Annotated in this window: 18 protein-coding genes; 10 read left to right on the top strand and 8 right to left on the bottom strand. The window is 48.7% G+C overall.

The window, feature by feature from the left end:
- The first annotated feature begins 654 nt into the window (after positions 1-654).
- Both WH95_RS01915 and WH95_RS01910 read left to right on the top strand, forming a co-directional pair.
- Positions 655-1452 (top strand): substrate-binding periplasmic protein, encoded by a 798-nt coding sequence (locus WH95_RS01915; protein ID WP_046502310.1) that lies wholly within the window; start codon positions 655-657, stop codon positions 1450-1452.
- Between the two features lie 116 nt (positions 1453-1568).
- The gene (locus WH95_RS01910) at positions 1569-1730 is read left to right on the top strand and encodes a DUF1737 domain-containing protein (protein ID WP_157845861.1); all 162 of its coding nucleotides are present in this window, start codon (positions 1569-1571) and stop codon (positions 1728-1730) included.
- On the opposite strand, the gene WH95_RS01905 is transcribed toward WH95_RS01910, so the two are convergent.
- The 3 genes from WH95_RS01905 to WH95_RS01895 all read right to left on the bottom strand — a co-directional run bounded on the left by WH95_RS01905 (position 1727) and on the right by WH95_RS01895 (position 4377).
- The gene (locus WH95_RS01905) at positions 1727-2746 is read right to left on the bottom strand and encodes an NAD(P)H-dependent flavin oxidoreductase (protein ID WP_046502306.1); all 1020 of its coding nucleotides are present in this window, start codon (positions 2744-2746) and stop codon (positions 1727-1729) included. The genes WH95_RS01910 and WH95_RS01905 overlap by 4 nt on opposite strands.
- Positions 2747-3001: 255 nt before the next feature.
- Positions 3002-3622, bottom strand: coding sequence for a YceI family protein (locus WH95_RS01900; RefSeq protein ID WP_046502303.1), 621 nt, complete (start codon positions 3620-3622; stop codon positions 3002-3004).
- An 83-nt stretch (positions 3623-3705) separates the two neighbouring features.
- Entirely contained in the window at positions 3706-4377 is a 672-nt protein-coding gene (locus WH95_RS01895; protein WP_082113937.1) for a cytochrome b, read from the bottom strand.
- A gap of 150 nt (positions 4378-4527) precedes the next feature.
- On the opposite strand from WH95_RS01895, the gene WH95_RS01890 reads away from it, so the two are divergent.
- Entirely contained in the window at positions 4528-5448 is a 921-nt protein-coding gene (locus WH95_RS01890; protein WP_046502301.1) for a LysR family transcriptional regulator, read from the top strand.
- Positions 5449-5628: 180 nt separating this feature from the next.
- The gene (locus WH95_RS01885) at positions 5629-11946 is read left to right on the top strand and encodes a DUF5801 repeats-in-toxin domain-containing protein (RefSeq protein ID WP_046502299.1); all 6318 of its coding nucleotides are present in this window, start codon (positions 5629-5631) and stop codon (positions 11944-11946) included.
- Positions 11947-12248: 302 nt separating this feature from the next.
- On the opposite strand, the gene WH95_RS01880 is transcribed toward WH95_RS01885, so the two are convergent.
- The 4 genes from WH95_RS01880 to WH95_RS01865 all read right to left on the bottom strand — a co-directional run bounded on the left by WH95_RS01880 (position 12249) and on the right by WH95_RS01865 (position 16304).
- Positions 12249-12497, bottom strand: a complete 249-nt coding sequence (locus WH95_RS01880; RefSeq protein WP_046502296.1) for a MoaD/ThiS family protein — start codon at positions 12495-12497, stop codon at positions 12249-12251.
- A gap of 129 nt (positions 12498-12626) precedes the next feature.
- Positions 12627-14942: a xanthine dehydrogenase family protein molybdopterin-binding subunit gene (locus WH95_RS01875; protein ID WP_082113936.1), complete on the bottom strand. Its 2316-nt coding sequence runs from the start codon at positions 14940-14942 to the stop codon at positions 12627-12629.
- A gap of 1 nt (position 14943) precedes the next feature.
- Positions 14944-15420 (bottom strand): (2Fe-2S)-binding protein, encoded by a 477-nt coding sequence (locus WH95_RS01870; RefSeq protein ID WP_046502293.1) that lies wholly within the window; start codon positions 15418-15420, stop codon positions 14944-14946.
- Between the two features lie 2 nt (positions 15421-15422).
- On the bottom strand, positions 15423-16304 hold the full coding sequence (locus WH95_RS01865) for an FAD binding domain-containing protein (protein WP_046502289.1): 882 nt from the start codon (positions 16302-16304) through the stop codon (positions 15423-15425).
- A gap of 557 nt (positions 16305-16861) precedes the next feature.
- Between WH95_RS01865 and gspS2 the strand changes: the two genes are divergently transcribed.
- Positions 16862-17431, top strand: a complete 570-nt coding sequence (gspS2, locus tag WH95_RS01860) for a type II secretion system pilot lipoprotein GspS-beta (protein WP_046502286.1) — start codon at positions 16862-16864, stop codon at positions 17429-17431.
- Between the two features lie 196 nt (positions 17432-17627).
- Here the strand turns inward: gspS2 and WH95_RS01855 are convergent, their stop codons facing one another.
- Positions 17628-18542, bottom strand: a complete 915-nt coding sequence (locus WH95_RS01855; protein ID WP_046502285.1) for a LysR family transcriptional regulator — start codon at positions 18540-18542, stop codon at positions 17628-17630.
- Between the two features lie 172 nt (positions 18543-18714).
- Between WH95_RS01855 and WH95_RS01850 the strand changes: the two genes are divergently transcribed.
- The 5 genes from WH95_RS01850 (at position 18715) to WH95_RS01830 (ending at position 23044) form a co-directional block, all read left to right on the top strand.
- Entirely contained in the window at positions 18715-19395 is a 681-nt protein-coding gene (locus WH95_RS01850; RefSeq protein WP_046502283.1) for a type 1 glutamine amidotransferase domain-containing protein, read from the top strand.
- Between the two features lie 129 nt (positions 19396-19524).
- The gene (locus WH95_RS01845; protein ID WP_046502280.1) at positions 19525-20601 is read left to right on the top strand and encodes an NADH:flavin oxidoreductase; all 1077 of its coding nucleotides are present in this window, start codon (positions 19525-19527) and stop codon (positions 20599-20601) included.
- Positions 20602-20933: 332 nt separating this feature from the next.
- Entirely contained in the window at positions 20934-21746 is an 813-nt protein-coding gene (locus WH95_RS01840; RefSeq protein WP_052741709.1) for a substrate-binding periplasmic protein, read from the top strand.
- 101 nt (positions 21747-21847) lie between these two features.
- Positions 21848-22423 (top strand): Crp/Fnr family transcriptional regulator, encoded by a 576-nt coding sequence (locus WH95_RS01835; RefSeq protein ID WP_046502277.1) that lies wholly within the window; start codon positions 21848-21850, stop codon positions 22421-22423.
- A 174-nt stretch (positions 22424-22597) separates the two neighbouring features.
- Positions 22598-23044: a methyltransferase family protein gene (locus WH95_RS01830; protein ID WP_046502274.1), complete on the top strand. Its 447-nt coding sequence runs from the start codon at positions 22598-22600 to the stop codon at positions 23042-23044.
- Positions 23045-23210 lie beyond the last annotated feature (166 nt).

The raw sequence follows: 23210 nt of genomic DNA, 5'->3' as shown, positions 1-23210 counted from the left end.
GTTTATCCGATCACACTCTGTGGCTTTTCAATAGTCTTGGCCAGCTTTCAGAGCTAGGCAAAGGAGGCAATGTCGCGTTCAGATGCTTTGTCGTGCGTCACATTACTTCTGTAGAACTTTCTGTCTTAACACAGAGATTCTTAATTAACATGGAGTTTTTATTAACATAGAGGTCCTCATTAACACCGGGGCACTCTTTACTTAAAAAGAATACTTATATTTAAGTAGCAGAGGAAGATAAATTAGATACTTCAAATAAATTCGAATAATGAGTAGAATGATTGAGTAAATAATAAGAACTGTTTTTGTTTTATTACCAGGTTTGCATCAATCTGACTAAGTTGATGACAAGAAAGACAGGGTATTATTTGTCAGATAGTTGTCATTAAAGTTTCAAGAAACAGGAAGCTCGGTTAACAGTTTTTTTAACTTATAAAGCCTATAAGGTCATAATTTATATTATTAATGTCGCGACATAGGTTTTATTTGGGGGCAGCGTGTAACGCGGGTGTTTGGTTATGAACCAGGCCGTTCAACCTCTTTGTGTGAACAATGCTTGTGGTATTTTAGTTATTGAAAGTTAGTAAAAATATTGGTTGGTAAATAATCTTTCAAAGGAATTGCCGAATTTCTTTGTGAGAGGAGGAACGCAGAATGAACAGGGGGTTAAAACGTGGCTTGGGCTCCGTGCTTGGTGTCCTGATGGGGGTTGGTCTGATCCTTGCCACGCCTGTGCGAGCAGAAACCATAACAGGACAGAAAGATAAAAGTTGCGGGGAGCTGACGGTCGGTTGGATTGACTGGCCACCGTACCAGATGGTTGGCAAAGATAATGACAGTAGCCAACCTGTGGGAGTGGATATTCAGGCAGCAAGAAAGTATTTGGGCGCGTTGGGCTGTGATCTGAAATTTGTATCAAAACCCTGGGCGCGGCTGTTAAAAGCGATGGAAGAGGGGCGTCTGGATGTTCTGCTTGGTATGTCCAAGACGGACGAACGAAGCAAATACGCCAAGTTCAGTTCGCCCTATCGGAACGAAACGGTATGGCTATTCATGCGGTCTAATCAGCATGATTTTGACCATTTCACGAGTCTAAAGGATATTATTGGCACTCAGTTTCGCTTGGGGGTATCCCGGAACGCCTATTATGGCGATGAATATCTGAAACTAATCGAAGACCCAAAATTCAAAAGTCGTGTTTTTCAGGCAATCGGCGGTGAAAATTTCCAAATGCTGATCAGTGATCGGGTTGATGGCTTTCTGGTCGACAAGGAAACGGGCAAAGCGCGGATCGAGGCCGATGGCTTACAGGGACAAATTGTGCCCCATAATAATGTCAAAGTTGATTTGGGCCCTGTTCATATAATGTTTGGCAAGAATAGTATTTCGTCCGGTTTGTTGGAAAAGTTGAACGGGATTATCAAAAAAGAAGTGGAAGTCCCCCAAAGCTGATATGTTCTTAAGGTTCAGAAAATGGCTTCATAAAAATTTTCAGAACCTTTTAATCTTTCTGGTTCATGCTGGATGTAAATCGGATAACCAATTCGGAAAAGGGAAGCGAATTTCAGATGAAGAAATATGAACTCGTTCTGGAGCACAGTCGCGAAGATCTCAACGATAAGGTAACTTCATTACTCAATGAAGGGTGGGACGTTTGCGGTAGCCTGATTATCAACAGAGACGATGAAGGTTTTCCCTATTTCTACCAGCCGATGATCAAGCGGGATTAAGAACTTATCGATCTTCTGGAAAGGTTTTCAACCTGTTCTATGGCCGTATGAGCCTGTTCCATAAACTGTGTGATGATTGTCTCGACCGGTTCGATGGCATGGGCAAAGCAGGCACTTTGCCCATAATCGAGTAATCCCTGATCTGTATTGCCTGATGCATAGGCCTCTTGCGCGAGTTGACCGCTAAGCAGGTGCGCGTAATCTTCGTAGTTTTCCCGACCTTCATTTTCCAGCGCGAGAACGGCCCGTGCGGTTTTATTATCCAGAACCCGATGGTGGTTTTTCAATTTGCTTTGCACAACAATGCTGTCCAGTCCTGTGCCTTCGACCACGCGTTGCTTATAGTCTCTGTGGGCTTGAAGTTCACTGGAAACCAGCATACGGGTTCCCATCAAGATACCATCGCAGCCCATGGCAAGAGCGGCGGTCAATTGGCTGCCGTGCCCAATGCCGCCACCCAGAATAACGGGGACAGACAGTTTTTGTGGCGCGTCAGCGGCCTGTACCATGGACCCGATCATCATGTAACCGGGGTGTCCGCCACATTCAGCCCCGACCAGGCTGATGGCATCAACGCCCGCGCGCTCGGCAGAAAGCGCAAAGCGGACGGCGGGGACTTTATGAATAACCTTGATCCCGGCTTCTTTCATATAGGGAATAATAGGTCCGGGATTGCCGCCCGCAGTTTCGACCACGGCAACCTGTTCATTCCGGACCACCGTCAATAGTTTTTCCAGACGGTCATTGGCATCCTGTCTGGGAGAAATATAGAGATTGACCCCAAAGGGCTTGCCGCCGGACAGATCCCGACATTTCTGAATTTCATCCCCAAGCTGTTTGGGATCGGGAAAGGTTAACGCAGAGATAAACCCCATGGCCCCGGCATTGACCACGGCGGCAACATAATTTGCATCAGCCAAGTGCATCAACCCGCCACAAAGAATGGGATGCTCTATACCAAGCAAGTCGGTAAGGCGGGTTCTTATCTTTGGGCGTGTGTTAGATTGAGGGGGCATTAATGGTTTCCTCTGGTCTTTGATGCTTTTTAATCCTGTGCATTCTTTAAATTTATTTGATTTAGGGGGCGGGGCAGTTGCTTCTTACACCAAGTTTACAACGATTTACGACAGCATTTGAATTTAGAAAACGAAGATAGGTTCCTTCTGCCATAGGGTAAAGACAATGTTGTTAAGACAAATAGGAGAGGAAGCTGTTGCTTCCTCTCCTATTTTATAATTTGTAAGTACCTTGTTGAATATCAACGAAGTGTTTTAACCCTTCGGACGCACACCTTCGAAGAAGACAAGGATTTCGACTTCCTGTGCACTTGGGCCCATGTCCATCATGCCGTAATCGCCCACGGGAATAACAACCGAACCTTCAAAACCCTGACGGACATAGCCCCATGGATCATCGCCGCCGCCAATCCAGTTTACATCCATCGTGATTGGCTTGGTTACACCCTTGATGGTTAGATCTCCGCTCAGGACAGCTTTGGTGTCGTTAACAGGTTTTAGTCCTGTACTGACGAAGGTCGCTGTGGGGAACTTGGAAACATCAAAAAAATCTGCGCTTCGCAGGTGTTTATCACGCTCAGCATGGTTGGAATCAAGGCTGGCTGTATCAACGGTGATGGAAATGGAAGATGCTTCGGGCTTGTTTTCATCAAACTCGAACTGGCCTTCAAATTTGTTAAAGCGTGCCAGTATCCATGAATAGCCAAGGTGACTGATTTTAAACTGGATAGATGCATGGGCACCCTGTGTATCCAGTTGATAGGTTTCGGCCTGTGCTGTGTTTGCCGTTGCGACGAAGCCGCCAGAGATCCCAAAAGAGACGCCAAAAGCCAGAAGAGAAGCGGCAAGTGTCGATTTGATCTTGGATTTTAACATTGATTTATTTTCCCATGTAGTTGGTTAAACATCTGTTTGGTTGGTGAAAAAAACGTGTGCAGAGGGGGAGGCTCTGTTGTTGGTTATGGGGCTGATCCCAGATCAAAGGGGGCTTCAGCCTGTTCAGAATTCCTGAGTTTCTGTTTTCGGGTATTCTGTTTTTCGTTTTTGTTTTTGTTCTCGGGCGCTGGGCCCAAAAGCATGCGTAGCAGGGTGCGATCTTTGTTGATGAAATGATGTTTCAAAGCGGCAAGGGCGTGCAGGACAACAAAGCCCGCCAGCGACCATGCGATGATTTCGTGAACCAATCCGGCGGTGTCTTCCAGACCTTTGCTTGGTGGGAAGATTGCCGGAACCCGGATGGCATCAAAAACAAAGATAGGCCGTCCGTCAGCTGTTGAGATCAAATACCCGGACAGAAAAAGTGCAAAAGGCAGGGCGTAGAGCAGAAAATGAACCAGTGAAGCTGCTGCGTGTTCCAGCTTTTGTTTGTTGGCTTCCCGGCTGGACCTGGGTGCAATCGAAAGCGGTTGCGGGGTTATATTGATCAACCGCCAGATCAGGCGCAGCACCATGAGTATTGCCACTAGAATGCCAATGGATTTGTGCAGGGCAGGATAGGTTTTATAGGCAGGTTCGTAGTAACTTAGCTCGACCATATAAAGGCCCAGTCCAAAAAGCCCTGTGACAGCCACGGCAATCACCCAATGGAATAACCGGGCGATCCCGCCATAATTTTCTGATGTGTTGAGCATGTCATTCCTCTTTCAGCTTTTTATGACCTTTCGGTTTGCTATGAAGCCTTGGGTCATCCGTGGTGTGTGCTTGAAATATCGGATGAAACATGATTTAAAAAAGTATAAATATTATATTGAATTGATATGTAAAATAGATCGAGTTGTGAGATGACCCTGGAACAGTTACGTGCGCTGGTGAGTGTGGTTGACCACGGCGGCTTTCGCGCTGCATCAGAAGCCCTGCACAAAAGTCAGTCTGCGATTTCTATTGCGATAAAAAATCTGGAAGAAGAGCTGAGGGTGGAAATTTTTGAGCGGGAGGGGTATCGCCCTTTGCTGACGGATCACGGCAAGGTTCTGGTGCAAAAAGCGCGGACTGTTCTCTCTCAGGCACGGGATTTGAGCGATCTGGCCCAGCATTATGCGCAAGGGGTAGAGGCAGAGCTTCGAATTGTTGTTTCTGAAGTTTTCGACATTCAGGAAGTTTTGCGGGCGCTTCGTATTATACGGGATCAATATCCATCAACCCGCTTGACCCTTTTTGTTGAAAACTTTTCGGCCCCTTTGGAAATTCTGGAAGACAAAGAAGCGGATATTGCCATGGTCGCCGGGGGCGAAATGTTCGATAAAATTGAAATGACCCGCTATGAAAAGCTGTGCCCGGTCAGTTTGATTCCTGTTGTATCCGGATGTTCCCGAGAACAAAAAGATGCGTCGGAATTAACAAAGGAAGATTTGCACGGGGCGACCCAGGTTGTGGTCACGGACCGTAGCCGCAACAGGGATGAGCGAAAGTACGGTATTTTGGAAACCAGTGTGCCGTGGCGAGTGAACGACTTTCTGACCAAAAAACAGATCATTCTTTCCGGTTTGGGATGGGGGCGTGTTCCCCTGCATATGATCGGTGATGAACTGGCTTCTGGTGATCTGGTGCCTCTCAGTTCATCCGATTTTGGTCCTGTGGAAATCGAAACCTATATTTCGCGCACCACAAATCATCCCTTTGGTCCTGTGGCGGAAGCCTTTTGGAATCTGATCATTCAAAGGGATTATGAGAAAACCAATAAAATCACGGTCAAATTGCAGTAAAATAAAAATAAAAAGCAATATAAGAATCATACATATTGATGTAGTTTGTTGCGTAATGTTAGTTGTTATTTATCTTTTCTTCTGTATGCTTAGACCCAATACTTGATAAGTCTCGCAAAGGGCAGGTCGCCGGTTTCCTGGGTAATCTGTGTGCCGAAATTCAAAACAGGGGTTCTACATATGACTGAAAGTTTTACAACTACAGGCGATAAAAACGTTTCGGGCGAAGAAGGGCAAGACCTTCTGGTCGGTCAGGCAGCTTCAGCAGTTGAGATCACGGCACCCACAGGTGGTGAAACCAAAACGATTTCATTGGAAAGAGGGCAGACCGCAACCCTGAACTTTGATGCGACGGCAGCAACCCCGGTACTGGAAGGCAACGACTTTGTTCTGACCTTTGACAGTAACGGTGACGGTAGCGCCGACAGCCGCATCGTTTTCCAGAACCTTGTTGAAGATGCGCAAGGAGAAGATGCCCCTGTTCTTGTTATTGGTGGTATTGAACTTCCTGCCGGACTTTTGATCGGTCAGGCACAGGCCCTTGTTGAGGGTGAAACCCTTGAGACTGCCGCTGGTGCGGGCGCTGGACCCCAAGGTGGTGGCGGCAGCACCTATAGCGATGATTTTGGTGAAACAATCGACGGCCTGAATGCACAGGGGACGATTGGTGGAACACTGACAGAACTTGCAGCTGCGGCTCTTGCAGCGGATAATCCTGATCCTGCCGAAGGTACTTTTAGCTTTACCTTTGCAACAACCGTCGTTGATGGTGCGGATGTCAATGGTGCCTTTGTTGGTGGCTTTGAAGACTGGCAGGCAAACCAGCATCTTGATGACGAGACAGAATCACCGATGCAAATCGCTTTTACCTTTGTCCCCGCGGACAACGAGGTTGTTGATTCTATTGATATTACGTCCCTACCTGTTGGTGTGACACTTTACGTTGGTGGCTTTGCCCCTGAAAACATCGTTTTCAGCTCTGTGCCGGGTGAAGAAGTTGGTACACTACCGATCAATATCCTCGGCACTGACCTAGACGAAGTTTATCTAAAAGGTGATGAACATAGCGACGCGGACATTCCGGTTACCATCACAGCGAACATTTCTGACCCCGATAGCGGCGAAACAGCCTCTATCACCGCATCTGGCACAGCCATTATTGATGCTGCTGCGGATAAACCTGATCTGGGTTTGAATGCGGATGAAAAGGGCAGTCCGGTAGAGACTGGCGTCATTTATAATGATGATTTTTCCAATCTTGATAACTGGACTGTGTTCCAGAGCTCTGGAACTTCATCTGTAAATGGAGGCACCGATACTGAACTAAGTCCTAGTGACGATGGTGGTGAAGGTGGCGAAAACGGCCCAGGGTTATCGACTTCTTCTACTTCAAATGATGGACCAGCCGTTGCTGATTTCCTGGGCGTAAGTATAGAAGATTTAAATACCGCGGCAGATAATGGCGACGAAGAAGTTGAAAACTTTGAAGACGGAAATGGATCTGCTGTTAAATCTGTTCTGACTGTTCAAGCAGGGCAGACACTTACTTTTGATTTCAACTTTATTGACCGAGAAGGTTCTGGTGGCGAAGGCGGCGAAGGTACTGAATATAATGACACTGCTTTTATCGTTATAAATGGCGAAATCCATGTTCTGGGGCAATCAGTATCGGGTTCTGAAGATGGTGTCTTTACCTATACCTTTGCTGAAGGTGGTGACGTAGAAATTGGTATTGCTGTCTTTAACGAAGATGATACCGCTGTCAATCCTTCGCTTATTCTCGAAAACCTATCAATTGAAGGTAACCTGATCAGTCAGGACGAAGAAACGCCAGAACTGACGACGATACCTGTTTCTTTGACTTTTGATGATTTCGCGGATGGGTCAGAAACTCACGAAGTCAAGCTTGAAGGGGTTCCGGCTGACTGGGTTCTGGATCTGGAAGAAACTTTTGGTGAGCATGCTGGTCTGGTCACTGTCACATCCGAAGAATCAGGTGGTTTTGTAACCTATACGTTCGATATCACAGACTATGTTGACAGACTGAACGGCATTGATCCGGTAACAGATACGCCGGATGGTATCGTTGGTGACGGTAGTGTAACCATTGACTTTACCTTTGATCCGCTGGATTGGACGTCACAGCGTCTGAACGATGGTTCCGAAAACGAAGACGGTCCGGCTGAAATTACTGTTACAGCAACGGCAACTGAAACCGATCTTAGTGGTGCTGATCTGACTGATCTCAATGATGTGTCCACAACGGTGGATGCTGTGGTTGTTGATATTCAAGAAGATGTACCGGAGGTACAGGACGCAACACTGGTTCACGATGAAAGCCCGTTCCCTCAGGGGGATGCAAATGATGTCTGGTGGATTGAAAGTTCTGCTGGTATCGCGATTGCTTCAAGTGGTTTTCATTTTGATGAAGTTGATTCCGTCCCGGGGTTACTTGGCTTTGCTGAAAATGAGATTTCGGTTAATTTCTTCTCTGACGGGCCGAACACAGGGGATGCGGCGACAGATTCAACCGTTGATGATAATAATGTTGGGCAAGAAAGTTTTGAATTCCAGTCTTATGACGGAAGTACGCCAAGCGTCTTGCAGACAACTGCGGGTGAAGCAATCTTCCTGCATACAGACCCTGCAAACCCGAATATCGTTTGGGGTCTGACGGAAGATGGCGATGCGGTTTTTGCTGTTCATCTTGAACAACCATCTGCGGGCGAGAGCAGCAGCCTGACAGCATCATTTGTACAGTTCCAGTCAGTTAAGAACCCGAACCCTGATTCCCACGATGAAGTTACGGCGGCGCTTAACCTGCAAATTCGTGCGATTGATGATGAAGGTGATGCCAGCGAATACGCAAATCTGGCCATTACCATTCAGGATGATGGCCCAAGCATCGGCTATATTCGTAACAACAATGATGATCTTAAAGAATCTGATCTGACCAGGGGCGATCATAAAGACAGTGTCTCTGGCCGAATTTTTGCTGATTTCGGTGTTGATGGTGGCAAGTTTACAGGGCTTGAGCTGAAATCTGTGACAGATCCTGATGGCACGGCTGGTGATGCTGTTGCACCGGGTTTTGATGGTAACCTGACGTCAAATGGTGTTCCGGTTGTCTTTGGTTCTGCCGTGGTGATCAATGGCAAGCTGACGCTGATTGGTAAAGCAGGTGATGACGAAATCATCAAGGTGACACTGGATGAAGATTCCGGATCTTTCAAAGCAACGTTGCTTGGCCCGATTGATCACCCTGATCAGAATGGTGACCAGCAGGTTGGATCCCGTGATCAGCTTAAACTGACCTTTACTGCGACAGTTACAGATGGTGATGGCGATACGGCATCGAAAGATTTCTCTGTACGTGTCAAGGACGACGGACCAGATGCGGATAGCGAATACAGAACACACAAAAGTTCCTGGGCGTCTGAGCACGATATCCTGCACGGTGGTGCGGCGGTTGATGGCACACTGGATGTTGATTTTGGTGCTGATGGTGGCGCGATTACGGATGTTGAATTTATCCGCTGGTCAGATACCGAAGACAACAATCCCAATGGCACAACACTGACATCCGGTGGCGAGGACGTTACCTTTGGTCCTGCTGAGATGGTTGGTGGTCAGTTGGTTATGGTTGGGACTGTTCCTGATGGTAATGGGGGTACAACACCCGTTGTTACCGTGACCATTAATCCGACATCAGGCGCGTACACTGTGGATGTCACCAAAGGCATTGATCATCCGGACCTAAGTCTGGAAGACGATGCGAATGACAAAGACCCACTCAGTCTTCAGTTCAGATATACGATTACAGACAACGATGGTGACACAGACACCGCAAACCTTGTTGTTGTTATCGAAGATGACGAAGCTGATGCGCACGATACCTATGCGTCAGAAGATATCAGCGAAGCAAACCTTCTGGACAACGATAATACAAATGATTCTGTGTCCGGTACGCTTGATATTGATCACAATGCGGATGGTATTGCCGTTGTTGATCTTTGGTTCGAAGGCTGGGAAGACAGTGAAGACGGTAACCCGGATGGGGCCGTTCTGAAATCTGGTGGCAAGGATGTTGATTTTGGTACCGTTGGTACTGATAGCGCGGGCAATCTTGTTCTTGTGGGAACAATCGACGGTGGCGCAACTGATATCGTGACGCTGAAAGTTGATCCCGAAACTGGCGAATATACTGTTACCCTGCACGGGCCAGTGGATCACCCTGATCAGTCAACAGACGGTAGCAACACAACGGATCCACTGACGCTTGATTTTGGCTTTAAAGTCCGTGATGGCGACGGTGATGAAGACGAAGAAACCCTCAGCATCTATATCGAAGACAGTGAGCCAGTTGTTGATAGCAATCTGAACGCCTTGGTTCAGCTGGACGATGATGCCCTTGCGGGTGGTCATGCGGGTGGTACAGGTGATGTAGATCCCGATACTGCTAACCTGACCGGAACCTTGAACTTTGCGGCGGGTGCCGATGGTGTTGAAAGTGTTCTCTTGACCGGGGTCAGCTTGCCATCCGGCGCCGGGTTCTCTTCTGTTTTGTCCAACGATGGTACTGTTCTGACCGTCAGTCAGGTTATCAATGGCGTATCAACAGACGTTTTCCGTGTGAACCTGACTGATAAAACATCGGGTGCCTATACGGTCACGCAGCTTGCGGCGGTTGCCCATACAGCGGGTCTGGACGAGAATAACACAGATTTCACCGTCACCTATGAAGTGGTTGATAAAGACGGGGACAGTGCATCCGGATCAATTTCAATCAATGTAGATGATGACAGTCCGCTTGCTGTTGATGACAACGGTGAAGTGACCGAAGCTGGCACCCTTGATGTTGCGGCGGTTGATGGTGTTCTTTCTAATGACGAACAGGGGGCTGATGGTGCGGTTGTCTCTGGTATTGTTGCCGGGACTGGTACGCCAGTGGCATTGGGCACACCGATTGAAACAGATTACGGCTTCCTGACCATGAATGCCGATGGGTCCTACACCTACGAAGCCAAATCTGACATGATCAGCGACGATGTTGTTGATACCTTTACCTATGAAATCAAGGATGCGGACGGTGATGTTTCCACTGCAACCTTGAACATTACGGTTAAAGATGCTGTGCCAACGGTGAACAATGCCAATAATGCACGCATTAAACTGGATGACGATGCCCTTGCGGGTGGTCATGCCGGTGGTGTTGGCGATGCTGATCCTGATAGCGAAAACTTGACCGGAACACTTGATTTCGATGCTGGTGCTGATGGTATTCAAAGCATTGTTCTGGCTGGTATGGCTGGCGGAGGTGGGGCTACGCCCTCTCTTGGGATTTATTTTAGTCCTACGGAGATCACTCTTGCCCAAGATATCGAAGGCGATGGTAGCTACGTCAATATATTCAAGATTACTCTGAGTGATACAACATCAGGTGCGTATACAATCACACAACTAGCTCCTTTGCATCATGTCAGTGGAATAGATGAAAACAACGCTCAATTCCGTATAAACTATCAAGTCACCGATAATGATGGAGATATTGCAAACGGACATATCTGGCTTGACCTAAATGATGACAGTCCGCTTGCTGTTGTTGACAGCGGTGATGTGGATGAGGGTGAAACCCTGACCGTCCTTGCGGCTGGCGGTGTTCTTGTTAACGATCATCTTGGGGCTGATGGTGCGGTTGTAACCGGCGTTGTTGCCGGGGATGGCACACCAGTGGCATTGGGCGCACCAATTGAAACAGCTTACGGTACCCTGACGCTCAGCGAAGATGGGTCCTATACCTACGAAGCAAAAGCAAATGTGACCGACGTTGATCTGGTGGACAGCTTTACCTATGAGATTACCGATGCAGATGGTGATACCTCTACGGCGACACTGGATATCAATGTAACGGCAGTGACAGCACCCCCACCGCCAGGCACGGATGAAAGCTTTGATTTTGTGCCGGGTACCTTGATTGACGGTGGTGACGGTTTTGATACCTTGGTGATACCGGGTGCTGGTGCTGGTAATCAATCCATCTGGATTGATCCTGTCGGCGCACAAAATGGTGTTAATGTTGATCTACAACCCAATGATGGTGCGGGCAATGGTTTGATCCGCAATATCGAAGTCATTGATTTGACCAATGGCAGTACTGGCTATGAAGACTTTGGTGTCTTCGCTCCAGAGTTGTGGCAAACTTCGACGGGTATGTTGTCTGTCGAGGATGTTATCGACATTACAGATGATAACAACATTCTGTATATTATGGGCGATGGCGCGAAAGATGGTGTTCACCTGGAAGCCGGGAACAGTGTTCCGGGTGGTAATGGTGATACCGAAATCGCCTGGACAGCCACGGGTAATTCCATCACTGGTTCTGGCGGCACAATCGACGGTGTAACCTTTAACGAATATGTCGGTACTGGTGCTGGCGGTGAAGATGTCAAGCTTTACGTCGAAGATGATTTGACAGTAACCATCTTTGGTACTGTCTAACGCTGGCTAAACCGATTAACATCGGCATTTAAAAAAAACACCCCCGGATTATAATGATCTGGGGGTGTTTTTCGATGCTGGTGTCTAGCAACCAGTGTTTGTTTTGTATGTCCGTTTCCAATCGCGTACCATACGCACTGGTTATCTTTGAGATTAAATTATTAGGTGTAAATTTTTTATGATCTATGGATCATATTACTGCTTTATGATCTGTAGATCATAAGTTTGAAATCGCGTATGTGCGTGTTGGCAAAAATATGATTGGCCGCCATCTACCGACTAGCCAATTACCCACCGGCCAACTAACCACCCGCCAGCCTCGGTATCAGAAATACTTCGCTGTCTTCGGGGATGGGTTGGAACCAGTCGTCGCGGTAGATGGTTCCGTTGATGGCAACCGCAATGCCGCCTTTTTCCAGTTCGGGTTTCAGGGCAGGGCACTGCTTTTCCAGAGCGTTTAACAACTGGCGAATATTCTTTGCTTCTATTTCAAGTGTCGATATGCCGCCAGCGGCCTGTTGGATTGTTCCGGAAAGGGTGACTTGAACCATATTTACTCTGTCCTGAGCTTACATATCCCTGAATTTATATCTCCAGAGTTTTAAAGTGCCAAGCGACCCCTTTATTGATCAGGGGTCGCTTGATTTTTTTTTAGGCCAACTGAACAGGGACAATCGCCCCTATTCAGCAGCAATCTTGGCGGTGTCTATGGCTTTGAGCACCCGTGGCGGTGACATGGGCAGCTCGGTCATGCGCACACCCGCGGCGGCAGAGACACCGTTGGCAATGGCGGCCAGCGGCGGCACGATCCCGGTTTCGCCAACACCGCGAACACCATAAGGATGGCCGGGGTTGGGAACCTCGACAATAACCGTGTCGATCATGGGCAGATCGGATGCCACAGGCATACGGTAATCCAGGAAACCCGCGTTTTGCAGCTTGCCATCATCGCCATAGATGTATTCTTCGTTGAGCGCCCAGCCGATACCCTGCGCGGCACCGCCCTGGAACTGCCCTTCGACGTAATCCGGATGAATGGCTTTGCCTGCATCCTGAATAACCGTATAGCGAATGATATCCACCTTGCCCGTTTCCGGATCAACCTCTGTATCCACAATATGAGTGCCAAAGCTGACCCCGGCACCATCGGCGTTATATTCATGATGTCCGGCAATGGGGCCGCCAGTCTTGCCCGCTGTGGCCGCGATTTCGGCGAGGGAAAGTGGCTCAAAATCCCCGGCATTGGGGCCGGAAGGTTTGGCATAGCCATCTTCCCATGTGACGGCTTCGGCGGGAATATCCCACATCAGGGCCGCGCGTTTGCACATTTCGGTAATGGCCTGTTGCGATGCCTTGATCACCGCCATACCACTAGAGAAGGTCACACGGCTGCCCTCGGTTGTATCGTTGTAGCCAAGGGCAGAGGTATCGGCGACAATGGCACGTACCCTGTCATAGGGAATGCCGAGTTCTTCGGCGGCCATAATGCACATGGACGCACGGGACCCACCAATGTCGGGCGTTCCCACGGCAATGGTCACGGTACCATCGGCATTGATGTTGAGGTTTGAACAGGTCTCGCCGCCAAAGTTGAACCAGAAACCACTTGCCACGCCACGTCCTTGATTAGGGCCAAGCGGTGCGCTGTAATGTGGATGGGCTTTGGCTGCTTCCAGTGTTTCGACAAGACCGCATGATCCGAATTTTGGCCCGTATGAGCTTCTGGCACCTTCCTTGGCGGCGTTCTTGAGGCGCAGATCAATGGGGTCCATGCCAATGCGTGCGGCCAGTTCGTCGATTACACTTTCAACTGCATAGACCGACATTGGTGCGCCGGGGGCACGGTATGCTGCGCCCTTAGGGCGGTTGGTGACCACATCATAGGCTTCGGTCTTGACGTTATCCAATGCATAACAGGCAAAGGCAGACATGGCACCAAAGTCAGCGGGGGCACCGGCAAAGGCACCGCCCTGATAGCGGAATTCACCGTATCCAGCGGTAATGCGGCCATCTTTGGTGACACCAATCTTCACGTTCATGCTGGAACTTGCGGTTGGGCCAGAAGCTTTGAACACTTCGTCACGTGTCATGGCGATCTTTACCGGACGTCCAGCCTTGCGGGACAGGGCAAGGGCAACGGGTTCAATAAAGACCGTTGTCTTGCCGCCAAAACCACCGCCGATTTCAGAGGCCGTGACACGCAGGCGGGAAACATCAATGCCCAGCAGAGAAGCACAGACCTGACGGACGTGGAAGTGACCCTGGGTACAGCACCAAAGCTCGCTCATGCCATCGGCGCCGACGTTGGCGACACAGGCATGGGGTTCGATATAGCCCTGATGCGTTGCAGCGGTTTTAAAGCTGCGTTCGATGATTTCATCTGCTTGTGCAAAGCCAGCGTCGATATCGCCGTGGCCAAACTCGCTACGGGCAACCACGTTGGATGGCTTTGTCGGCGTTGGGCTGACACCTTTGGTGATGATGCTGTCGTGAAGCACAGGGGCGTCGGGTGACATGGCTTCGTCCACGTCTGTAACGTGGGGCAGGATGTCATAGTCAACCTTGATGAGCTTGAGCGCCTTGCGGGCGATGGCACGGCTGGTCGCGGCAACGGCGGCGACGGCATGACCTTCGTAGAGGGCCTTTTCACGCGCCATGATGTTATAGAGAACATCAGCGTGATCATCGTTGGGCGCAAAGTCATCGCGGGTGACAACGGCCTTTACACCGGACAGGGCTTCGGCGGCTGAACTGTCGATGCTTTTGATGACAGCGTGCGGGTGTGGGCTGCGCAGGATCAGGCCGACCAGTTGACCAGGCATAACCATATCGGCGCCAAAGCGTGCGCGGCCTGTGACCTTGTCCATCCCGTCCGGGCGCGCTGGGCGTGTGCCGACAACCTTGAAGGAAGATGCTTTCTCAGCGTCAAACTTTGCGCTTGGGCTCTCGATTTCTTTTTTTACGGGTGTGTTGTCTGCATCAGGATTTCGAGCCATATCAATTCCCTCTCATTTCTGCGGCGGCGTCCATGACCGCGCGAATGATCTTGTCATAGCCTGTGCAGCGGCACAGGTTCCCGGCGAGCCAATAGCGAACTTCGGTCTCGGTCGGGTCGGGGTTCTTTTCCAAAAGGGCCTTTGCGGCTACAACAAAACCCGGCGTGCAGACCCCGCATTGCAAGGCGGCATTGTCGAGAATTTTTTGCTGTACTGGGTGCAGTTCTGTACCCTTGGCAACGCCCTCGATCGTGCCGATTTCACGGCCCTGTGCCTCTGCGCCCAGCATCAGACAGGAACAGGTCAGGCGACCGTCAACCGTCACAGAACAGGCACCGCAATCGCCAGAGGCACAGCCTTCTTTTGATCCCGTCATGCCAAGCTTATCACGAAGGACATCAAGCAGGGTTTCTTCGACATCACAGACGTATTCAACAGCATCGCCATTGATAGTGGTGGAAACATGAATTCCAGACATTGTTATTTCTCTCCCCCGTTAGAGGCCCTTGCGTTGGCTCTTTCAAGAGCAATCTTTGCGGCGCGGGTTGCCAGTACACCGGCAACCTTGGTGCGGAACTCGATGGTGCCGCGCTTGTCGTTGATCGGCTTACAGGCCGCAGAGGTGGCGGCTGCCATCTTCTCTAGCGCAGCCTCATCAACCTTGGTGCCGATCAGCGCCTGAGCGGCTTCTTCGACCAACAGAACCTTGATCGCAACAGCACCCAGACCCACGCGGGCATGGGTGCAAACACCATCATCATCCAGTTCCAGACTGACGCCAACACCGACCACGGCAATGTCCATTTCTGTGCGCGGAATAAAGCGCAGATAGGCATCACCCGCACGCTTGGGACGGGCAGGCAGGAAGACGCTTTCGACCAGCTCGCCTTTGGCAAGGGTGGATTTACCGGGGGCGACAGGAATATCAATTACCGGAACCTCACGGCGGCCATTGGGGCCAACGATCGTTGCGATCGCATTGGCCGCAACCATGCCCGGCACACTATCCGCAGCGGGGCCACAGTTACAAAGGTTACCAACCATGGTGGCACGGCCCTGAACCTGTGTTGATCCGATCAGGTCAGCACCTTCCATAACACCGGGCCAAAGGGCGCAGAGGCCTTTGTGTTCATTCATCTCTGCCGATGGGACGGCCGCACCGATACGGTAGCCACCATTTTCTTCGGTGATAGATGTCATAGCGGGGATGTTCTTTACATCGACAATCAAATCAGGCTCTACCATGCCTGAACGCATTTGTACCAAAAGATCAGTACCGCCCGCCAAGACGCGGGCCAGACCTTCTTCGCCTGCAAGTAAGGCGGATGCCGCTTCAACGGTTTGAGGGGATTCATAGCGCATGTGTTTCTAGATCCATCTGTATCATCTCTGGTGTGTCGTTCCAGGTTTGATGTACCTGGTGTGACGTATTTTTTTGTGTTTAATTATTTCTAGGTGGTCCCATTGCTCTTTGCAAAGAAAACACGACCTTTGCAAAATATTCTATGCAAGAATCTCTAAATTCTGTGCAAGACTCGCTGTTCTTTATTTTTGACATTTTTAAAAAAGAATGCGCTGTCTATCTTGTGAAATCAAGATTTCTTTGAATTTTTTACGTTTTGAAGAATTGAAGTGTTCAATAAAAACATCGTTTTTTGTGGGGAGTAGCTAATCGTGTGAGATCGTCTTTCTTATTGCTGGCTTGTTGCTGGCCTATTGCCGATATGATTGTAACGTGTGTGACACGAAAAATGTTCCAGAATTTTCCCTGAAAACATAGGCCCGATATATGGGAACCGTTTTTGGGCGCTTCAAGACGATACTTTCGTTTTTCCTAATATCGTCCCCGGTATTATCCCCGGTATTGTCCCTAACATTACCAAAGTCAGATATCTTTTTCCGGATACCCTAAATGGGGGATGGCACCGCCGTTAATAGATTTCATTATTCGCCCGGAAATAACCTTGGTTACGACATCGCTGTTGGCTCCGTTTGCTGCATATCTGAAGTATCAACGACGCTTTATCGCACCTGTGGTGTTACCCAGTTGGTTATCATTAAAGATGATTAAAGAGAATGTTATGAAAAAACTCATGATTTTTGCCGTTCTGTGTGTCGGTGGTGTTATCGGATATTTTGCAATGAATGCAATGTTCAGTTCCGGGAAAATTGAAAAGGCACTGCAAGAAGCTGCTGCGCAGCTCAATAAAAACCTGCCGATGCAAGTTGATGAGCTAACGACCCTGGAGGCTGTATCCACCGAGGGATCTGTGTTGGTATACAACTATAAAGTTGACGTTAAAAAAGATGAAACTGATCTGGACGTCTTTACGGCAGAAGTCAAAAAGAACCTGATGGCGACCATGTGTGGCAAGGAGCCTTTTAGCAAGCTCTACAGTGCAGGCGCTTCCTATGTTTATAACTATACTGATACAGCGGGTGCTGCCTTGACCGAAATCACTATTGATGCGGATACTTGCAAGTCCTGATTAATTTTCTTTGGCCGATTATTTTAGTTGGCCTGACTGCTTTTTGTTTGAAGGTTCACCTGAAAACCGGGGCACAAAAGTTTGATCCTCTTTTGATAAGGTTTTTGGACGGATTATTGAGGGGGGGAAGGCGGAGCTGTTGTCAGCTGGATCATTATCGGCTGCGAGGGAACAGTTCCGTCTTGTTTTTATAACTTCAGGTTTGATATCTACTAAAACTATGTGGGGCTTTCTGTTGCGCTGAAAGTTTTTCAGCCAGAAAGTCAATCAACATACGAACCTTGAGGCTGGATGCAGCACCGCGTGGATAGACGGCAAAGAGATCAAGGGTTGGAATATTGTAATCCGGCAAGAGAATTTCCAAGGTCCCTGCGGGTTGATCGTTGATGTCGTGTTCCGGCAAAAGTCCCAAGCCGTGACTCTGTAAGATAAATTCTAACCGCGCCCCCGCATTGTTGGTGTGAACCGGACCTTTGATTCTGACTGTATAACGCCGATCATCTTTTCTTAGCGTGATAAGACCGGAATGCCTGCTATAGGTTACCCAGTCATGCGCGGCCAGATCTTCGGGTGTCTCTGGCTTTGATCTGTTCTGCAAATACTTAGGGGCGGCACAGATACGGCGCACGGTACTACAGATTTTTTTTGACATCATGTCGGAATCATCCAGCGGGCCGGAACGGATGGCGATATCGTATCCCCCCTGTATCAGATTGGTGATTTCATCTGTCAGTTCTACATCCAGCTCAATCCCCGGATAGTTTTGGCGAAACTGGCTGAGCAGGGGAACAATGCGTTTCAGCCCAAAGTTGGTGGAGCAGGTCAGGGAAATACGGCCAACAGGTTGATCACTGAGGTTCTGGATACGGCGGGTTGCGGCTTCGGCTTCTTCGCTGATTAACTTACACGTTTGATAATAATCTTCTCCGGCACTGGTCAGACTCAGACTGCGGGTGCTTCGGTGCAACAATCTTGCCCCAAGGCGTTCTTCGAGCAGTTTGATTTGATGGCTGACCGCTGCCCGCCCCAGATCAAGTTTGCGTGCGGCGGCTGCAAAGCTGCCGCTTTCAACCACACGTGCAAAGGTTATCATACCGCGTAGATCGTCCATTATTCGACTTTCCTGTCTCTGTACCCTTCCTAAGTCGATAGAAACATATTGTCTAATATTTTTAAACAATATGTTTATTTTCAGATGTATTATCTTTTTGGGTAGAGCGAATTACTTTGTATTCAGACACAGCGATAATTTTGTTTATGCAAGATAAAATAAGGACTTGGTTATGAATATATTGATGATTGTTACCTCTCACGAAGATTTTGGTTCTAGCGGCAGAAAGACAGGGCTTTGGCTGGAAGAGCTGGCGGCCCCTTATTATCGTTTCAAGGAAGCCGGAGCTGACATTACTTTAGCTTCGCCCTTGGGTGGGCAACCCCCTGTTGATCCGGCAAGTCTGGGGGATGATTTCCAAAGTGATGATACGCGCCGTTTTACTGATGACAGCGAGGCACAGGATCTGTTGGCAAATACAAAACCATTGAGTTCCATCAAGGCTGATGGATTTGATGCGGTCTTTTATCCCGGCGGTCATGGGCCACTATACGATTTGACCGATGATGTGCATTCGCTGGCCCTGTTGCGTTCTTTCAATGCGGATCAAAGGCCGATCGGCACAGTGTGCCATGGCGTTACCGCCTTGATAAAAGCAACTGATGCAAATGATGCCCCAATTGTCGAGGGGCGGGAAATAACTGGCTTTACAGATAGTGAAGAAGCCGCCGCAGGTGCGACAGAAATCGTTCCCTTTTCTGTAGAACAAGAACTGGTAAAAGCGGGGGCAATTTTCAAGTCTGCGAACGATTGGGCTGATTATTCTATTCGTGACGGGCATATCGTAACGGGTCAAAATCCGGGGTCGTCTGATTCCACAGCTCGCTTGTTGCTCGACGCGTTAAAGGCCTAGGCCATTAAGCTATTCGAAGGTCTGAAGGGGCAGGGCGCAGTGAAACAGATGTTTACCCGCCCCTTCAAGAATTTTGTAACAACCCTATATGTGATCTCTATCTCATAAACATCCGACAAGAATTTGATCATGCAAAAGTTATTTGAGCCTCTCTCCTTTACCCGTGGTCCGGCCATGAAAAACCGATTTATGCTGGCCCCCATGACCAACACGCAAAGCCATGCGGATGGAACACTTTCTGATGAAGAGTTTCACTGGTTAACCATGCGTGCCAAGGGCGGCTTTGGCCTGACCATGACCTGTGCTGCCCATGTTCAGGCGAATGGACAGGGTTTTCCCGGACAGTTGGGGGTGTTTTCTGATGATCACTTGCCAGGTTTGAGTCGTCTGGCAAAGGCCATCAAGGACGAGGGCAGTCTGGCCATCGTACAGCTTCACCACGCCGGAATGCGATCACCCGCTGATCTGATCAGGACTAGTCCGGTCTGTGCGTCAGATAATGACGAGCATGGCGCGCGTGCCCTGAGCACGGACGAGGTTGAACAGCTAATTGAAGACTTTATTGCTGCGGCAGAACGGTCTGAAAAGGCGGGCTTTGACGGTGTCGAGATCCACGGGGCGCATGGCTATATTCTGGCTCAATTTTTAAGCCCGACAATCAATCAACGAGATGACAGGTTTGGCGGCAGCCTTGAAAACCGGATGCGTCCCATTCAGGAAATCATCAAGGGCATTCGACAGCGTTGTGGGGCTGATTTTAATGTCAGCTTGCGCCTGTCACCGGAACGTTTTGATATGGATCTGGGTGAGGTAATTCAGGTGGCAAAAGATATCTTTGCTGCGGGCGAAATTGATTTTCTGGATATGTCTTTGTGGGATGTCCGCAAGGAACCCGAAGATGACGCCTATAAGGGACGTCCATTGATTTCGTACTTTACCGAGCTTGATCGCGGAACGGTGAAACTGGGTGTTGCGGGTAAAATCATGACACAGCCGGATGTGGAATACTGTCTTGATGCCGGTGCTGACTTTGTTCTGATTGGACGTGCCGCGATATTACACCACGATTTCCCGGAACAGTTGGCAAAAAATGGTGATTTTACCCCGGCGAAATTACCGGTGAGCAAAGGGCACCTTGAACAAGAAGGCCTAAGCGAGAAATTCATCACCTATATGTCCAGATGGGACGGCTTTGTTCAGGCCTAGGTCTTTTATGACCTGTTTCGGCGCGATCTAATCAGGCGATTTCGTCGGCGTAAGTGGTTTTGCCCCTGTTGAAAATCGAGGGCTGAAAATCGAGGGCCGAAAAGATGACCCTCATGAAACAGAGTTACTTAATGTTAAATGGGGGCGGTCCTTGAAAATGGAGATTAAGTGTTGGGAAGAATTCTGGGCTTGGTCATTCTAATGATGATTAAAAAAACGGTTCTTCCCACCTTGGGTTTCTCTTGAAAAGTTCCCCAAAACTAAAAACCGAGAAAAATATCCTTTTTTCTGCTATAGTATAGTGGCACAGAAAGAAAAGGGCTGATCGTAAGATGGAAAGCACTTTAAAAGGCTTGTGTCGCGGCCTCAGGTATTTGTCTGTACTTTGCGCCATGACCATTGCAACTGTTACGTCGCTATCTCTGCCTGTCACGGCACTGGCGGCAGATGAAAAAATTACCGTGACAGTCGGTGAATGGCCGCCTTTTTTATCTCAGGAAATAGAGGGCAAAGGCGTTATTGCTGAAATGATTGTCGAGATTTTTGCCTCGCAAGGTATTGAAGCCGAACTGACTTTCTTACCGTGGGGCAGGGGCTATCACGAAGCAGCTATAGGACAATTTCAGGCCATGGGTGTCTGGATGCACAAAAGCGAACGGGAAGAAGAGTTTATCTATAGTGATCCGGTTCTCAAAGAACAGTTCGTATTCTTTCATCGCAAGGACAAGCCATTCGACTGGGCGAAAATGGACGATCTGAAACCCTATCGACTTGGCGGCGGGATTAAATACAGCTATGGCCCTGAACTGGATGCGGCTTTGGCTGATGGCACCCTGATTATGGATCGGGGGGCAAATGACAAGGTGAATTTCCAGAAATTGTTGGTTGATCGTGTTCAGATTTACCCCCAGGAAATGTCCGTTGGTTATTATGCCCTGTCCCGGGATTTCTCGCCCGAGGAACGCGCACAGATTACCCACCACCCCAAGGCAATATTGAATAATCTGAGCTATGTTCTGTTTCCCAAAGCCCTGAAAGGCAGTGCAGAACTTGTGGCCCGGTTCAACAAGGGACTGAAAGAATACCGGGAAAGCGGTGCCTATGACCGCATGATGAAACGCCTGACGGATGATGAAACATCTTAAACAGGGTTATCTGCTGTTTTTTTCGCCAATCATTGAGTGTTGTTTTTTTGCGAGTTTATTTAGGACTTGTTTGCGGTTAAATTAGTTTTTACATCTTTTGCATGTCTTTATTTTTGCAAACGATTCAAAAACTCTCTCCTATATCTTCAGGCGAATGGGCGAAAGCTAAGGCCTTGTTTCTAGATCGATCTTACCAAGCTGACGAGATCATCTTTTCGGCGGGGGATAGGCCCGAAGGTGTGTATTTTTTAACTAAAGGTATTGGTCGTTACTTTTATATTGATAGTGAAGGTCGCGAGCGAAACAAGTCGCTGGTCAAGGCGGGTGGGGCCTTTGCCAGTATTTCAAGCGTGGTAAATGGTGAACAGAGCCCATTCTACACACAGGCAATTACCCCCTGTGACGTCATGGTCATTAACTATGGTGATTTGATCCGACTTTCTGAAGAAAACAAAAACTGGGCAACGTTTGTTCGCCGCCTTTATGAAAACCTTGTACTCAAAAAAGAACGCCGGGAAGCTGATTTCCTAATGTTGTCGGCACGGCAGAGATACGAAGGTTTCCTTGCTGAATTTGGGGCAGACAGCGATTTGATCCCGTTGCGACATGTGGCCATGTATCTGGGCATTACAGATGTCACTCTATCCCGTATTCGTCGCGAAATGGCCATGACTTAAAGGGCCCATCTACCTTTATGCTGCTTTTCCTGGGGGGGGGCTTTGGGACTTAACATATGTTAAGGCAGCAAGTGTTGGTCTTGGGTAAAAGGTCGCCAACTTGTTTGTTCACGAAGCTGTTCTTGTTGCCCTGGAATATCTTTGTGTGATGGCTTCTTTTACCAGAGTGATGTTATGAAAAAATTGTTGCCCCCGGTTCTGTTTCTCATTTTTATCATCCTTATGGCAGTGTTGTGTTGGCAACAGGGAAGCCCACACACCATTCCGGATGGCTATAACCTTTTGGCAATTCCGTTTATCGCGGGTGGTTTGGCTCTGGCCTTTTCCGGCAGTCGCTTATTCAAAAGAAAGCGTACCAACATCATGACCTTTGGCCAGCCGGATGTGCTGGTGACAGAGGGGGTGTTTAGATGGTCCAGAAATCCAATGTATCTGGGGTTTGTAACTGCTTTGCTTGGGTTTGCCCTGTTACTGGGCGGGGCCTATAGTTCTTTTGCCCTTGCGGTTCTGTTTCTGGTGATTACCGATCGCTGGTATATTACCTTTGAAGAAAAGATCATGCGCAAGAAATTTGGCCCGGCGTACGAGGCATACTGTCAAAAAGTCCGCCGCTGGATATAACGTCAGTACTGGAATGATTTTTGAATCTTTGTAAGGTTGACCCTGATATTCTCTAAAGTAGAGAAGAAAAAAGGATGCATATAAAGTGCATCTGTAATCGGGGGGGGTGGAGCAGGCACGAAGGAAAGATTTATAATCTTTTGTGTGCGAGGAAATCAGTGCTCTT

Origin of the sequence: Kiloniella litopenaei (genome assembly GCF_000982415.1) — a bacterium.
Lineage (GTDB): Bacteria > Pseudomonadota > Alphaproteobacteria > Kiloniellales > Kiloniellaceae > Kiloniella > Kiloniella litopenaei.
The sequence above is the reverse complement of the archived record's forward strand: the minus strand, read 5'-3'. Positions and strand labels throughout refer to the sequence as shown.